This window comes from Streptomyces sp. LN549, assembly GCF_043203805.1.
Classification (GTDB): Bacteria; Actinomycetota; Actinomycetes; order Streptomycetales; family Streptomycetaceae; genus Streptomyces.
Genome location: NZ_JAZHRI010000002.1, coordinates 492408 through 506107, shown reverse-complemented (window position 1 = coordinate 506107; position 13700 = coordinate 492408). Strand labels below are relative to the sequence as shown.

The 13700-nt window shown below is 72.0% G+C and carries 14 protein-coding genes and 1 pseudogene; 11 read left to right on the top strand and 4 right to left on the bottom strand.

Going from position 1 to position 13700, the window contains the following annotated elements:
- The first annotated feature begins 273 nt into the window (after positions 1-273).
- From SH922_RS02405 to abc-f, 10 genes are all read left to right on the top strand, one after another.
- The gene (locus tag SH922_RS02405; protein WP_393054094.1) at positions 274-1011 is read left to right on the top strand and encodes an SAM-dependent methyltransferase; all 738 of its coding nucleotides are present in this window, start codon (positions 274-276) and stop codon (positions 1009-1011) included.
- A gap of 153 nt (positions 1012-1164) precedes the next feature.
- Complete coding sequence (locus SH922_RS02400; RefSeq protein WP_393054091.1) at positions 1165-2085, top strand: NADP-dependent oxidoreductase; 921 nt, start codon at positions 1165-1167, stop codon at positions 2083-2085.
- Positions 2082-2846, top strand: coding sequence for a GNAT family N-acetyltransferase (locus tag SH922_RS02395; RefSeq protein WP_393054088.1), 765 nt, complete (start codon positions 2082-2084; stop codon positions 2844-2846). The genes SH922_RS02400 and SH922_RS02395 overlap by 4 nt, the downstream gene beginning before the upstream one ends.
- Before the next feature lie 192 nt (positions 2847-3038).
- Complete coding sequence (locus SH922_RS02390) at positions 3039-4253, top strand: PP2C family protein-serine/threonine phosphatase (protein ID WP_393054085.1); 1215 nt, start codon at positions 3039-3041, stop codon at positions 4251-4253.
- Positions 4254-4365: 112 nt separating this feature from the next.
- The gene (locus SH922_RS02385) at positions 4366-5037 is read left to right on the top strand and encodes a TetR family transcriptional regulator (protein WP_393054082.1); all 672 of its coding nucleotides are present in this window, start codon (positions 4366-4368) and stop codon (positions 5035-5037) included.
- Complete coding sequence (locus SH922_RS02380; protein WP_393054080.1) at positions 5034-5807, top strand: SDR family NAD(P)-dependent oxidoreductase; 774 nt, start codon at positions 5034-5036, stop codon at positions 5805-5807. Before SH922_RS02385 ends, SH922_RS02380 begins: the two co-directional genes overlap by 4 nt.
- A 58-nt stretch (positions 5808-5865) precedes the next feature.
- Positions 5866-6906 carry an NAD(P)-dependent alcohol dehydrogenase gene (locus tag SH922_RS02375; RefSeq protein WP_393054077.1) on the top strand — a complete coding sequence of 347 codons (1041 nt, stop codon included), beginning with the start codon at positions 5866-5868 and terminating at the stop codon, positions 6904-6906.
- Between the two features lie 112 nt (positions 6907-7018).
- Positions 7019-7333, top strand: a complete 315-nt coding sequence (locus SH922_RS02370) for a DUF6191 domain-containing protein (protein WP_393054074.1) — start codon at positions 7019-7021, stop codon at positions 7331-7333.
- Positions 7330-7545 carry a hypothetical protein gene (locus SH922_RS02365; RefSeq protein ID WP_393054071.1) on the top strand — a complete coding sequence of 72 codons (216 nt, stop codon included), beginning with the start codon at positions 7330-7332 and terminating at the stop codon, positions 7543-7545. The genes SH922_RS02370 and SH922_RS02365 overlap by 4 nt, the downstream gene beginning before the upstream one ends.
- Before the next feature lie 279 nt (positions 7546-7824).
- Positions 7825-9468 carry a ribosomal protection-like ABC-F family protein gene (gene abc-f, locus SH922_RS02360; RefSeq protein ID WP_393054068.1) on the top strand — a complete coding sequence of 548 codons (1644 nt, stop codon included), beginning with the start codon at positions 7825-7827 and terminating at the stop codon, positions 9466-9468.
- Between the two features lie 34 nt (positions 9469-9502).
- Here the strand turns inward: abc-f and SH922_RS02355 are convergent, their stop codons facing one another.
- The 4 genes and pseudogenes from SH922_RS02355 to dhaK form a co-directional block, all read right to left on the bottom strand.
- Positions 9503-10018, bottom strand: a complete 516-nt coding sequence (locus tag SH922_RS02355) for an NUDIX domain-containing protein (protein ID WP_393054065.1) — start codon at positions 10016-10018, stop codon at positions 9503-9505.
- Positions 10019-10066: 48 nt separating this feature from the next.
- Positions 10067-10476: pseudogene (locus SH922_RS02350) on the bottom strand (PTS-dependent dihydroxyacetone kinase phosphotransferase subunit DhaM).
- Positions 10473-11087: a dihydroxyacetone kinase subunit DhaL gene (gene dhaL / locus SH922_RS02345; RefSeq protein WP_393054062.1), complete on the bottom strand. Its 615-nt coding sequence runs from the start codon at positions 11085-11087 to the stop codon at positions 10473-10475. Before dhaL ends, SH922_RS02350 begins: the two are co-directional and overlap by 4 nt.
- 55 nt (positions 11088-11142) lie before the next feature.
- Positions 11143-12135: a dihydroxyacetone kinase subunit DhaK gene (gene dhaK / locus SH922_RS02340; RefSeq protein WP_393054059.1), complete on the bottom strand. Its 993-nt coding sequence runs from the start codon at positions 12133-12135 to the stop codon at positions 11143-11145.
- A gap of 178 nt (positions 12136-12313) precedes the next feature.
- Between dhaK and SH922_RS02335 the strand changes: the two genes are divergently transcribed.
- Positions 12314-13603 (top strand): MFS transporter, encoded by a 1290-nt coding sequence (locus SH922_RS02335; RefSeq protein WP_393054056.1) that lies wholly within the window; start codon positions 12314-12316, stop codon positions 13601-13603.
- Positions 13604-13700: the final 97 nt, after the last annotated feature.

The window sequence follows — 13700 nt, the reverse complement described above, 5'->3', positions numbered from 1 at the left end:
CCACCCATCTCACTTTGTCCACTGAAACTGCCCAACTGGGCGTGGACAGTAGCCGAACGCTTTGGGGGCGTCAAAGGGTGGCTAATAACCGTCCAAGGAGTGGACGATTGGTGAGGATCTATGCGGCGCAAGGGGGTAAAAGGTGCGGCTGGTTCTCGATGGGTGGATTCCCTGCCGGCGGGCGATCGGCGGGGTCGGGTACGGGTGCCCGGCGATCGGGACGGCACCGAAAATGACGTGCGTACCGGCCGGTGACGCTGAGAGGCTGCGCCGGTGAACCGTGACCAGATCTCCGCCCTCGCCCATGCCGGCCACCCGATCAAGGCGCCGCTCGACGACGGCTCGGTGAGGAAGCTCCTGGACCATGCCGTCCCGCGCGGCGATGCGAGAGCGCTCGACCTGGGCTGCGGTGGAGGGGAGTGGCTGCTGCGTGCCCTGAGCGGCCATTCGGGCCTGCGGGCCGAAGGCGTCGACATCTCGGAGGGCTCTCTCCGGGAGGCCGCTGAGGCGGCGGACCGCCTCGGCGTGCGCGAGCGCCTGGTACTGCACCACCAGGACGGCGCCGCATTCGCCTCCGCGGACCCGTTCGACCTCGTGCTCAGCGTCGGGGCCGCGCACGTGTTCGGCGGACTGCTGCCGACCCTCGCGGCAGCCCGCAGGCACCTGGCTCCCGGCGGCCGCGTCCTGATCGGTGACGGCTTCTGGGAACGCGAGCCGACGCCGGAGGCCGTCGAGATGCTCGGCGACTTCGCCGACCTCGCGACCACCCTGGACCGGGTCGCCGCCGACGGATGGACGCCCGTGCACGGACACGTCAGCTCGCGCGGTGAACTGGACGACTACGAGTGGTCCTGCTGGGGTTCGCTGGCCTCCTGGGCCCTGGACCACCCGGCCGACCCGGAGAGCGCGGAGGTGCTGGAGACCGCGGCGACCCGCCGCACCGAGTGGCTGCGGGTGTACCGGGAGACGTGGGGCTTCGTGACTCTGGTGCTGCGCCCGACAGCCGGCTGACTCCGCCCGGGGCCTCATCGCTCCGCACCGGAACATTGCGGCCCGGTGAACGCTCCGGCCCCGGGGGAATACGTGCGCGGCGGCAGGACTTCCTGCTGCTGGGGCAACCGGCGCCCGGCCCGGGTGCCTGTGCTGTGATCAGAGAGGGAGCCGATGTCCAAGGCGTACGTGTTCACCCGAAACGGCGGGCCTGAGGTGGAGGCCCTCGTCGACCGGGACAGGCCGGTGCCCGGTCCCGGGGAACTCCTCGTCGCCGTCCGGGTGGCCGGGGTCAATCCGGTGGACTGGAAACTGCGCACGGGATACAGCAGGCCCGGCAGTGAGCCGCAGCCGTTTCCCACCGTCCTCGGCAGCGAGGCCGCGGGTGTCGTCGAGGCGGTCGGCCCGGGAGTCGAGGGCTTCGCCGTCGGGGACGAGGTCTTCGGCAACCCGGTGACCGGGGGGTATGCCGAGCACACTCTGCTGCCCGTCGCGGTGACCGCACACAAGCCGGCCGGGCTCTCGTTCACCGACGCGGCCGTGCTGCCGGTCGCGGCGGCCACCGCGTACGACGGAGTGCAGCAGCTCGGCCTCGCCCCGGGTGCCACACTCCTGGTCACCGGAGCCGGGGGCGGTGTGGGAACCGCCGCCCTTCAGATCGCACGGCACGCGGGTGTCCATGTCATCGGCGCGGCGAGCGCGGCCAAGAAGGACTTCGTCGAGTCGCTCGGTGCGGTGCACGTCGCGTCCGGCGCCGGACTCGCCGACCGGGTACGGGCAGCGGCACCCGACGGGATCGACGCGGTCTTCGACCTGGTCGGCGGCGACACGCTGCGCGAGGCAGCCACGTTGCTCGACGACCCCGCCAAGCTGATCAGCGCCGGCGGCAAGCAGCTCGCGGCCGAGCTCGGCGGGGCGCCCGTCGAACGGGCCCGCACCGCCGCGGTGCTCGACGCGGTGGCGGACCTCGTCGTCGCCGGCGTCCTGCGCACGCATGTCACCCGGACCTTCCCGCTCGCCGGGGCGGGCGAGGCGCTTCGCGCGGTGGAGGACGGCCACGCCCTCGGGAAGTCCGTGATCGAGGTGACCGCATGACCGGGCCCGGGATCCCCGCCGGTGGTGTGCACCCCCTCGACGACCCGGTGGGCGCCTCGCTGAGGGGGCCGCACGCCCACTTCGCCGAGCGCCGCGGCCGCATCCTGCGCTATCCGCCGGAGGTCACTCCCTGGGTCGCCCTTCCGGACAGGCCGCAGGCCGCTGACTGGGCCGATGTCGCAGCGCTCGCCGGACCCGGTGGTGCCGTCACGATCACCGCCTTCCGCGAGCCGCCGCCGGACGACTGGGAGGTTTTCTTCCACGCCGAGGGCGTGCAGCTCGTCGACGTGGGAGTCGAGGCGGCCCCGTATCCGGAGGCCGTCCGGCTCGGCCCCGCCGATGTGCCGGAGATGCTGGAACTGGTCCGACGCACTCGGCCCGGCCCCTTCGAGCCCCGCACGGTCGAGCTCGGCACCTACCTCGGTGTGCGGCGTGACGGGGTCCTCGTCGCCATGGCCGGCGAGCGCATGCACCCGCCCGGCTGGAGCGAGATCAGCGGCGTCTGCACGGACGAGTCGGTACGTGGACAGGGGCTCGCGGGCGGACTCGTGCGGGCCGTCGCGCACGAGATCCGGGAGCGCGGCGAGACTCCGTTCCTGCACGCCGCCGCCTCCAACACCAACGCTGTCCGGCTCTACGAATCACTGGGCTTCGCACTCCGCCGCCGTACGCCGTTCCTCTCTGCAGTCGTCCCGGACAACCCGCCGATACGCGTGCCGGGAACCGTCCGGGGCGACGCACGTGAGGCGGCCACCCGCTGACCGCAGGGCCCGGGGCCGCCGGGCCGGTGCCTTCGGCCCCCGGCAGGCGGGCCGAAGGCACCGGCCGTGGCTGTTTCCGGGACCTTCGGCGCGGTGTGTGAGGCCGTAAGCCTCGTGTGCCGCCCGTCGCTGCTCGGGTGCACTGGTACGGAACGCCGGCGCCGGGCCGGCAGGCCCCGGGAGGAGACGGCCGTGACGATCGGGCTTCAGCACCTGTCGACGACGCGTGGAACAGCGCTCACGGGTACGGAGGCGGGCGAGGCGGCCGTCCGGGCGCCCAGGGTCGGCAACGGGGCGCTGTTCGGCGGTCTGGCTCTGCTGACCGCCGCGATCGTCCTCCTCGACATGGGGTCCGGCGACGATCTGCGTATCGTGCCGCTGCTGGTCGTCGTGCCCGCACTCGTCTCGGTCTTCGGGACGATCCGGCAGACTGTGGGCGTGGCCTCGTGGATCATGGTGGTGGCCGTCACCTCGCGGCTGGTGACCGGTGGGACGTTCTGGGACATCACCAGCAGTGTCGTCTTCACGGTGCTCGCCTGTTTCCTCGGCGTCGGTGCCTGCGCGCTGCGCATCCGTCATGCCACCGAGATAGCCCGGCTGCGCTCCGCGGCCGTCGCGCTCCAGCGTCAGATCCTGCGCCCGCTGCCCATCGTGACCGACCAGGTCGTCGCCCACGGCACCTATGCGCCGATCGAGGAGGACCGACTGGTCGGCGGTGACATCTACGAGGTCGTCCAGTCGCCCTACGGAACCCGGGTGATCATCGGTGACGTCCAGGGCAAGGGGCTCGCCGCGATCGGGGCGGGCTTCGCCGTCCTCGGTGCGTTCCGTGAGGCCGCCATCCGCGAGCCCTCCCTGACCGGGGTCGTCGACGCCCTGGAGGACGCGGTCGCCCGGCACAACGCCTTCTCCGCCCAGACCGGCGAGATCGAGCGCTTCGTCACCGCGCTGGTGCTCGGTTTCGACGGCGACGGGAGTGTCCAGGCCGTCAACTGCGGCCATCTGCCGCCCCGGTTGCTGCACGAGAACGTGGCCTGCCCCGTCCCGCTGCGCCGTACGTCGGTTCCGCTGGGTATGGCGGAGCTCAGCAGCGAGGCGCGTGTCACCGAACAGCTGAACTTCCCGACCGGTGCGACGCTGCTGATGTTCACCGACGGAGTGACCGAGGCCCGTGCCGCCGCCGGAACCTTCTACCCGCTGGACACGCGGCTGGGCCGCTGGGCGCATCTGGCCCCCCGGGAGCTGCTCGACGCACTCCATCGCGACCTGGAGGAGTTCTCCGGCGGTGTGCGGCGCGACGACATCGCGGTGCTCGCAGTGCGGCGGACGCCGTCAGGCACCTCCTGCCGGCCCGCGCCTACGGGCCATGGCGCGATGCGGGCTGCGGAGGCGTTCAGCGGGCGGTAGGGCCATGCCGCGTACCGCGGCCGCATCGGGCGCCGCAGGCACCGAGGCGGACCATTTATGTCCCGGAGAGACTTGTGTCGCGCCGGGACATTTTTGGGTGTACGGTGCAGTTATGAACCGGGAACGGAAGACCCCGGAGAGGCGGAGCCGCAAGGCGCGCCGGACCCGGGACACACTGGCCCAGGCCGCGTTCGAGCTCGTGCTCGACCGGGGTCTGAGGGACGTGACGGTCGAGGAGATCGCGGAACGCGCGGACGTCGACCGGCGCACGTTCAGCCGGTACTTCACGAGCAAGGAAGCCGCCGTCCTGGACTCGGTCCGGGGTGACGGCGACCGGATCAACGACGCCCTGCGGGCCCGACCCGCCGGTGAGCGCCCGCTCACCGCGTACCGCCGGGCCGTTCTGGACTGGCTGGCGGACCCCGAGGCGGAGGCCTGGCACCGCCGCCCGAGGATCTTCGAGCTGCTGGTCCTCGCCGAGCAGGAACCGACCCTCTACGCGGCGTTCCACCACATCCGGGTGGACGCCCAGGAGGACTCGGTCGCCATCGTCGCCGAGCGGCTCGGCGTCGACCCGCGGCAGGACATCCGCCCCGCCGTCACGGTCGCCGCCGGAGCCGGCGCGCTCCTCGCCGCCCAGGCGGCGTGGGTGCGCGGAGGCTGCCCCGACGAGTTGCCCCGACTCGTCGAGCAGGCATTCGACGCCCTTGCGGGAGAACTGCTCACGCAGCCTCCGGCCGGACCGGCGTCACACAGCACCACGGAAGGAAACGGAACACCATGAGCACCACCCCCACCCCCGCCGACCAGGAATTCACCGGCCGCACCGCCCTCGTCACCGGAGGCGCCTCCGGCATCGGCCTCGCCCTCGTGCACCGGCTGGCCGCCGCCGGCGCGTCCGTCGTCGTGGCCGACTACGACGAGGAAAGTGCCCGCAAGGCGGTTGCCGCCCTGGAGGGAACCGGCGCCAAGGCCGCCGCGGTGGCCATGGACGTCACCGACCCGGCCTCCGTGGAAGCCGGCGTGCGGTTCGCCGTCGACACCTTCGGCGCCCTGCACCTCGCCGTGAACAACGCCGGCATCGGCGGCCCGAGCAACCCGACCGGCGACTACGCCGTCGAGGACTGGAACCGGGTCGTCGCCACCAACCTGAGCGGCGTCTTCTACTCGATGCGCTACGAGCTCCCGGCCATCGTCGCCGCGGGCGGCGGCGCCGTCGTCAACATGTCGTCGATCCTCGGCACCAACGGTTTCGCCGGCTCGCCCGCGTACGTCGCCGCCAAGCACGGAGTCGTCGGCCTCACCAAGACGGCCGCCCTCGAGTACGCAGCGCAGAACGTCCGCGTCAACGCCGTGGGCCCCGGCTTCATCGACACCCCGCTGCTTCGCAACACCGATGGACCTGCCCGCGACCACCTGATCTCGCTGCACCCGGCGGGACGCCTCGGCACGGCGGAGGAAGTGGCGGAGCTCGCCGCCTTCCTGCTCTCCGACCGCGCGTCCTTCATCCACGGCAGCTACCACCTGGTGGACGGCGGCTACTCCGCCGCCTGACTGGCGGACGGGGGACAGGGGGGCGAGAAATAGAGCAGCAGAGGTCAAGGAGGACCCCATGAAAGCCGTTCAGTACCGCGAAGTCGGAGCCGCACCCGAGGTCGTCACCATTCCCGACCCGGAACCCGGCCCCGGGCAGGTGCTGCTGAAGGTCACCGCCGCAGGCGTCTGTCACTCGGACATCGCGGTGATGAGCTGGCCCGCGGACCAGTTCCCCTACCCGCTGCCGCTGACCCTCGGCCATGAGGGTGTCGGCACCGTCGCCGGACTCGGCGACGGCGTCGGCGGGCTCTCGGTCGGCGAGTCCGTCGCGGTCTACGGCCCCTGGGGCTGCGGTACGTGCATCAAGTGCGCAGAGGGCAAGGAGAACTACTGCCTGCGCGCCAAGGAACTCGGCATCAACCCGCCCGGACTGGGATCGCCCGGCGCCATGGCCGAGTACATGATCGTCGACGACCCGCGCCACCTGGTACCCCTCGGCGACCTCGACCCGGTGCAGGCCGTGCCGCTCACCGACGCCGGCCTCACCCCGTACCACGCGATCAAGCGCTCCCTGCCGAAGCTGGTGCCCGGGGCGACCGCCGTCGTCATCGGCACCGGCGGTCTCGGCCACGTAGCCATCCAACTGCTGCGCGCCATGACGGCCGTCCGGGTCATCGCCCTCGACGTCACGGAGGACAAGCTCGCCCTGGCCCGCACGGTCGGGGCGCACGAGACCGTCCTGTCCGACCAGCACGCCGCGGACCGGATCCGCGAACTGACCGGCGGTATCGGCGCCCAGGTCGTCCTCGACTTCGTCGGAGCGCCGCCGACCGTCGCCACGGCCGGTGCCGCGGCCGCGATCGACTCCGACGTCACGATCGTCGGCATCGGCGGCGGAGCACTGCCGGTCGGCTTCGGCTCACTGCCGTTCAGCACGACGGTGACCGCCCCGTACTGGGGATCCCGCTCCGAGCTTGCCGAGGTGCTCGACCTGGCCCACGCGGGCGCGGTGAAGGTCCACGTCGAGACGTACTCGCTGGACGAGGCGCCGCTGGCGTACGAGCGGCTGCACGACGGCAGGATCAACGGCCGAGCGGTCATCCTCCCCAACGGCTGACCGGGCCAGGCCCCGCCCTCACGACCCTGCGGGCCGTCGCACTGTGCGCCGGCCCGCATCGTCATGCCCCCGGCTGATGCACACCGCACCACTTCGGACGGATACTCCCCGCATGGAATTCGCTGCCCTGATGACGCTGCCCGTACTGGTGATCGGTCTGACCGTCGTCGCCTTCCTGGACCAGCTGTTGCTCCGCGCGGGGCGGGCCGGTCTGCTGCCGTGGCGCAACAGTGCCCGGCAGGGCCAGATCTCGGCGACCGGATTCGAGCAGCTGCACGCGACGTTCTCACCCGGCAAGCAGAGCGAGCTCAAGGAACGTCAGAGCGCCCTGCTGCTGCGCGACGACGAGGAGGACGGCGCCCCGCCCCACCGCACCACCGTCGACCTCGACGGCGGGCTCGCAGTCATCCGCCTGCCGGGGGAGTGAAGGGGCAGCATCTGCTGGCGGCTCCATGTCGCCACCCGCCTCGCGCGCGGATCGTCGCCGCTCTGCTCGGCCGGGCCGCAGCGCGCCCACGCGTCGGCAGGGTCGCCGCCGCGACCCTGCCGGCCTGCCTGGCGGTGTCGGGTGCAGCCGCTCTCGATGCCACGTACGGCCTGCACAGCAGCATCGAGATCGCGCAGGACGAGCACCCGTAGGCAACGGTCCACAGCAGGGCTCCACTGTCGCCCTCAGGAAGTCGCCCCCCAGGAAAAGATCTGACAGCCGGCGCAGTGCCCCGGCTACACTGCCCTCATGGGCTCGTACTACTTCTTCCGCTGATTCCGGGCAGGGACGCCACCGCGCGACGCCGAGCCGTCACCTCCTGACGCCAGGCCGCGCCGCGTGCCGCCCTCCCCTCGGACCGTCCGGAAGCCCCGCCCGCCGCGCCCTGCCATGGGCCGCCGAGGCATGTACCCCCCAGGGAAAAAGCAACCATGCCCCTCCCGTACGACCGCGCCCAGCTGACCATGAAAGACGTCTCCAAGGCCTACGGAGACCGAGCAGTCCTCGACCAGGTGTCACTCACAGTCCGCCCCGGCGACCACGTCGGTGTCATCGGCGAGAACGGATCCGGGAAGTCCACGCTCCTGCGGCTGATCGCCGGTGCCGAGACGCCGGACAGCGGCGAGATCACCGTCCGCTTCCACGGTGGCACCGGCTACCTCACCCAGACGCACGCCCTCGACCCCGCCCGCACCGTCCAGGACGCCGTCGACGCCGCCCTCGCCGGACTGCGCGCACTGGAGCGGCGGATCCGCGCCGTCGAAGAGGCACTTGCCGCGCCCGGAGGCGTCGACGACGCACAACTGGCCGTGTACGGAGACCTGCTGACGGAGTACGAGGAGCGCGGCGGATACCAGGCCGATGCCCGGGTCGACGCCGCACTGCACGGCCTCGGACTCGTGCAGATCACCAGGGAGCGCACGCTCGGCAGCCTCTCCGGGGGCGAACAGTCCAGGCTCGCGCTCGCCTGCGTGCTGGCGTCAGGACCCGAACTGCTGCTCCTCGACGAGCCGACCAACCACCTCGACCTCCGGGCCACCACCTGGCTGGAGGACCATCTGCGCGCCCACCGGGGCACCCTCGTCGTGATCACCCACGACCGTGCCTTCCTGGAACGGACCACCACCGTCATCGTCGAGGTCGACCGCGATCTGCGCAGCGTCGTCCGGTACGGGGACGGCTGGGACGGCTACCGCACGGCGAAGGCCGCGGCACGCCGCCGCTGGGCGCAGGACCACCAGGAGTGGCTGGACGACCTGGCCCGCACCGAAGAGCTCGTGAACGCCGCGGGCCAGCGGCTCGCCGCCACCGGAAAGGACCCGGGGGAGGGCTGGGGCAAGCACCGCCGCTCGCACGAGGCGAAGCTGTCCGGTCAGGTCAGAGCTGCCAGAACGCGGTTGGAAGGGCTGCGCAGGGCGCCCGTTCCGGCTCCTCCCCAGCCGTTGCGTTTCTCCCCCGGACTGACCCTGGCCACCGACGGCCACCGGGAGTCGGGGCCACTCGTGGAACTCGCGGCCGTCTCGGTGGGCGACCGGCTGAGCATGCCGGCGCTGCGCGTGTACAGCGGGCAGCGCCTGCTGGTCACCGGGGCGAACGGGGCCGGAAAGTCGACCCTCCTGAGGGTTCTGGCGGGCGACCTCGCCCCCGAATCGGGCACCGTGCGCCGCCGGGCCCGGATCGGCTATCTCCCGCAGGAACTCCCCGCCCGGCCCACCCGCCGCACCCTGCTGGACACCTTCGCGGCCGGACGGCCCGGTCACGCCGACGAGTACACCGACATGCTCCTCGCGCTCGGCCTCTTCCGCCCGGAGGACCTGTCCGTCCCGGTCGCCGCGCTCTCCGTCGGACAGCAGCGCAGACTGGCGCTGGCCCGGCTGGTCACCCGTCCCGCCGATCTGCTGGTGCTGGACGAACCGACCAACCACATCGCCCTGGCCCTGGTGGAGGAACTGGAAGCGGCTCTGGCGGCATACGAGGGAGCCATCGTGGTCGTCTCGCACGACCGCAGCTTCCGAGGCCGCTTCACCGGCGACCGGCTGGAGCTCCACGCCGGCAGGCCCGTCGCCCGCACCTGACACGGCGACGCACGACGACGGGGCGGATACGGGCTCAGGCCCCGTCGTCGTGCGCGGCAGGGCCGCCCTGCCCGCCCGACAGACGATCATGCAGCCGGTCCACGAAGACCCGCTGCCCCTTGACGAGCCGCTCGGCCGCTACCTCCGGCGCGCACCAGGCGAACCGGTCGATCTCCGGGAACTCCCGCTGCACTCCGGACCCCCGCGGCCACTCCATGGTGAACGTCCCCGGAACCGCCGTGGCCGGATCGAGGTCGGCCTCCACGGCCCACACCGTCACGGTCTTGCCGCCTGCCTGACGCGACTCGCCCAGCGGCACCCATACGCCGGCCGGCACCGGGTGGCCGAACTCCTCCTCGAACTCCCGTCGTGCCGCAGCCTCCGCTCCCTCCTCGGGGCCGTACTCGCCCTTGGGGACCGACCACGCCGCACTCTCCCGGCGCGCCCAGAACGGGCCGCCCATGTGCCCGATGAGGAGTTCGAAGCCCGTGCCGCGGCGGCGGAACAGGAGGAGACCGGCGCTGCGTCCGGGGGGCGTGTGGGGTGCCATGCCGTCAAGTGTGGGCGCCAGGCCCGGCACCGTACGGACGACTGGCCGCTACACCTTGCGGTAGTCGTACGCCTCCGAGGCCGCGGCCGCCACCGCGTCGAGGTCGCCGCCGGCCGACGCCGTGACCACGGCGGCCACCGCACCCTCCACGAAGGGCGCGTCCACCAGGCGTGCCCCGTCCGGGAGCTCGTCGCCCTCGGCCACCATCGCCTTCACCGTGAGCACCGCGCTGCCCAGGTCGACGAGCACCGCGACCCCCGCACCGCCGTCGACGGACCGGGCCGCCTCGGCGATGAGTTCCGCGCTGTCCCGAGCCCGCCGGCGGGCGTACCGCCGGCCGCGGCCACCGGTGCCGTCGCCCCGCCTGCCGCGAGTCCCCTCGCCAGTTCGGCGACCGCCTCGGCCACCGGACCGCTGTGCGACACCAGCACGATCCCGACCTGCCTGTCCGCGCTCACGCGCCACCTCCAGTTTCGGCGGCGGTCTCCGAGAGCGCGGCGATCAGCAGCGCGGCCGACGTCGCCCCCGGATCCTGATGCCCGATACTCCGCTCACCCAGATAGCTCGCGCGGCCCTTGCGCGCCTGCAGGGGAACGGTCGCCAGTGCGCCCGCCCGGGCCGCGTCCCGTCCCGCCTCGAAGGACGTTCCGAGCGCCTCGGCCGCCGGCAGCAGCGCATCGAGCATCGTCTTGTCACCGGCCTGCGCACCGCCCAGTTGGGCTACCGCCGCCACGCCCGCCCCGAGCGCCCGCGCCAGCTCCTCGGCGCTGACAGCGGATTCATCACCCAGTTCCTTGCCCGTGCGCCGCAGCAACGTCCCGTACAGCGGCCCCGATGCCCCGCCGACGGTCGAGATCAACTGCCGCCCGGCAAGCATCAGTACGCCCCCCGGTGTCTGCGGCGGCTCCTTGTCCAGGGCGACCGAGACCGCGGTGAAACCGCGCTGGAGATTGCTGCCGTGGTCGGCGTCCCCGATCGCGGAGTCGAGTTCGGTCAGATGCGCCGCCTCACGGTCGACCGAGGCGGCGGTCGCGGTCATCCAGCGGTGGAAGAAATCTGCGTCGAGCACATGCTCTCCTCGGTACGTCGAACGAAACGGCATGCCCGCGCGGCGGACACGCGGGTCAGCGGCCCCAGCGCAGCGCGGGAGTCTGCACCGGAGCGTCCCAGAGCCGTACCAGCTCCTCGTCCACCTGACAGAGCGTCACCGAACAGCCCGCCATGTCGAGCGAGGTCACGTAGTTCCCCACGAGCGTACGGGCCACCACCACTCCGCGCTCGGAGAGCACCCGCTGGACCTCGGCGTTGAATCCGTAGAGCTCCAGCAGCGGTGTCGCCCCCATCCCGTTGACGAGCGCGATGACCGGCCCCTGCGGCCGCAGATCCTCCAGCACCGCGTCCACCGCGAAGTCGGCGATCTCCCGCGAGGTCATCATCGGGCGCCGCTCCCGTCCCGGCTCTCCGTGGATCCCCACGCCGAGTTCGAGTTCGCCGGGTGGCAGATCGAAGGTGGGGGAGCCCTTGGCGGGTGTGGTGACCGAGGTCAGTGCGACCCCGAAACTCCGCGACGCGTCGTTGACCTGGCGCGCGAGGGCCGCCACCCGGTCCAGCGGTGCCCCCTCCTCTGCCGCCGCCCCGGCGATCTTCTCGACGAACAGCGTCGCGCCCGTGCCCCGTCGCCCCGCCGTGAAGAGGCTGTCGGTCACCGCCACGTCGTCGTTGACGAGGACCTGGGCAACCCGCACCCCTTCCTCGTCGGCGAGTTCGGCGGCCATCTCGAAGTTGAGGACGTCACCGGTGTAGTTCTTCACGACGAACAGCACGCCCGCGCCACTGTCGACGGCGGCGGCGGCCCGCACCATCTGATCCGGCACGGGGGACGTGAACACCTCACCCGGGCACGCGGCCGACAGCATGCCGGGGCCGACGAACCCGGCATGGAGCGGCTCGTGCCCGGACCCGCCGCCGGAGACCAGGGCTACCTTCCCGGCCACGGGGGCGTCGCGTCGTACGACGACACGGTTCTCGACGTCAACGGTCAGTTCGGGATGGGCGGCGGCCATGCCGCGCAACCCGTCGGCGACCACGGATTCAGGGACGTTGATCAGCATGCGCAACGGAATCTCCCAGGAAGGCTGTCGACGCTGGACCACCACCGTAGGACGCCGGAGGTCCCGTGCGAAGAACCGTAGGTGTCCGCTCGCTCGCGATGTCCCCGGTGCGGCCGGAAAATGACGGGCCCCGCCAGCACCCTGGCACATAACGTCGAGGCCGGGCCACCGAGGAGGGTACGCAGTGGGTGCAGGTGAACCGTCGCAGAAGGAGCCGACGACGGCGGCGGGTGAACCCGTTCCCCTCTCACTCAGGAGGAACCCCGCCTACCGCATGTTCCTGGTGATCCAGGCCCTGTCCGCCCTCGGCGACTCGTTCTCGTACGTGGCGATTCCGCTCCTGGTGCTGCACAGCACGGGGTCGGTGGTCCAGATGGGGGTCGTCACCGGCCTCACGGGAGTCGCGTCGATCGTCACGGGTGTGTTCGCCGGTGTGATCGCGGACCGGTTCGACCGCAGGCGGCTCCTGATGATCAGTGACGGTGCCCGCTCTCTGCTCTACGCACTCATCCCGCTGGTCTGGTTGTTCGCGACGCCGATCTGGCTCGTCTACACCATCGTGCCGGTCGTGGGCGTCTTCTCCATGCTCTTCCAGGTCACCTACGTGACCGTGGTCCCGGCCATCGTGGCGCCGGACCAGATCGCGAGAGCCAACGGGCATCTCTTCGCCACCTTCGCCGTCGCCGGAGTCGCCGGCCCGGCACTCGCGGGCTTCGTCGCCGCGGCCGCCGGTCCGGCCGCGGCCATCGGCATCGATTCCGTCACCTTCGCGGTCTCCGCCATCGGCGTGCTGTTCGTCAGGATCCGTACGACTCCGCGCGTCGACTCGGACAGGGCCGGACGGGGCTCGGTGCGGCGGGAGTTCCTGGCGGGTGCGCGGTTCCTCTGGGCGCATCCGGTGCTCCGGCCGCTGACCGTGCTGCTGTCCCTGCTGACCTTCCTCACCTACGGGATGACGGACCTCGTCATCTATCTGCTGAAGCACGATCTCGGCCACCGCGACACCACGGTCGGCTATGTGCTGGCGGCCGGCACGGTCGGCACGTTCATCGCCTCCGCCGTGGTCGCCCGGGTCCGTGCGCGGATGGGGTTCGGGGCGAGCTGGATCACGGCCTTCGCGCTGGCCGGGGTGGCCGTCGCCTGTATGGGGCTCTCGCGGAGCGTGCCGGTGATCGCCGTCCTGATGACGGTCAACGTCATGTGCACCGGTGTCGCCGGCATTTCCTCCATGTCACTGCGTCAGGAGGTGACGCCGAGCCGGCTGCTGGGACGGGTCACCTCCACGTTCTGGACCATCCACTCGGCCCTGGGCCCACTGGGTGCGGCCGCTGCCACGGCGGCCGCGGCGGGCCTCGGGGTCACCGCGGTCTTCGTCGTCGTCGGCATCGCCGTGCTCTGCATCGCGCTGGTGGGCACGGTGACCGGGATCGCGCAGTCCTCGCCCGCCGAGCGGCCGTTGGGGGATGCCGCGTGACCCGGCCGCGAATCCGCCGGAACGCGCGGACCTGCTGTCCGCCCGGCCGGCGGCCCACGGGCTACTCTGTCGGACGCCGGTTGTGGCTCCCCTCCTC

Coding starts and splice junctions, on each gene's coding strand:
- SH922_RS02400 (WP_393054091.1), top strand. CDS start 1,165: ATGTCCAAGGCGTACGTGTTCACCCGAAACGGCGGGCCTGAGGTGGAG.
- SH922_RS02395 (WP_393054088.1), top strand. CDS start 2,082: ATGACCGGGCCCGGGATCCCCGCCGGTGGTGTGCACCCCCTCGACGAC.
- SH922_RS02385 (WP_393054082.1), top strand. CDS start 4,366: ATGAACCGGGAACGGAAGACCCCGGAGAGGCGGAGCCGCAAGGCGCGC.
- SH922_RS02380 (WP_393054080.1), top strand. CDS start 5,034: ATGAGCACCACCCCCACCCCCGCCGACCAGGAATTCACCGGCCGCACC.
- SH922_RS02375 (WP_393054077.1), top strand. CDS start 5,866: ATGAAAGCCGTTCAGTACCGCGAAGTCGGAGCCGCACCCGAGGTCGTC.
- SH922_RS02370 (WP_393054074.1), top strand. CDS start 7,019: ATGGAATTCGCTGCCCTGATGACGCTGCCCGTACTGGTGATCGGTCTG.
- abc-f (WP_393054068.1), top strand. CDS start 7,825: ATGCCCCTCCCGTACGACCGCGCCCAGCTGACCATGAAAGACGTCTCC.
- SH922_RS02355 (WP_393054065.1), bottom strand. CDS start 10,018: ATGGCACCCCACACGCCCCCCGGACGCAGCGCCGGTCTCCTCCTGTTC.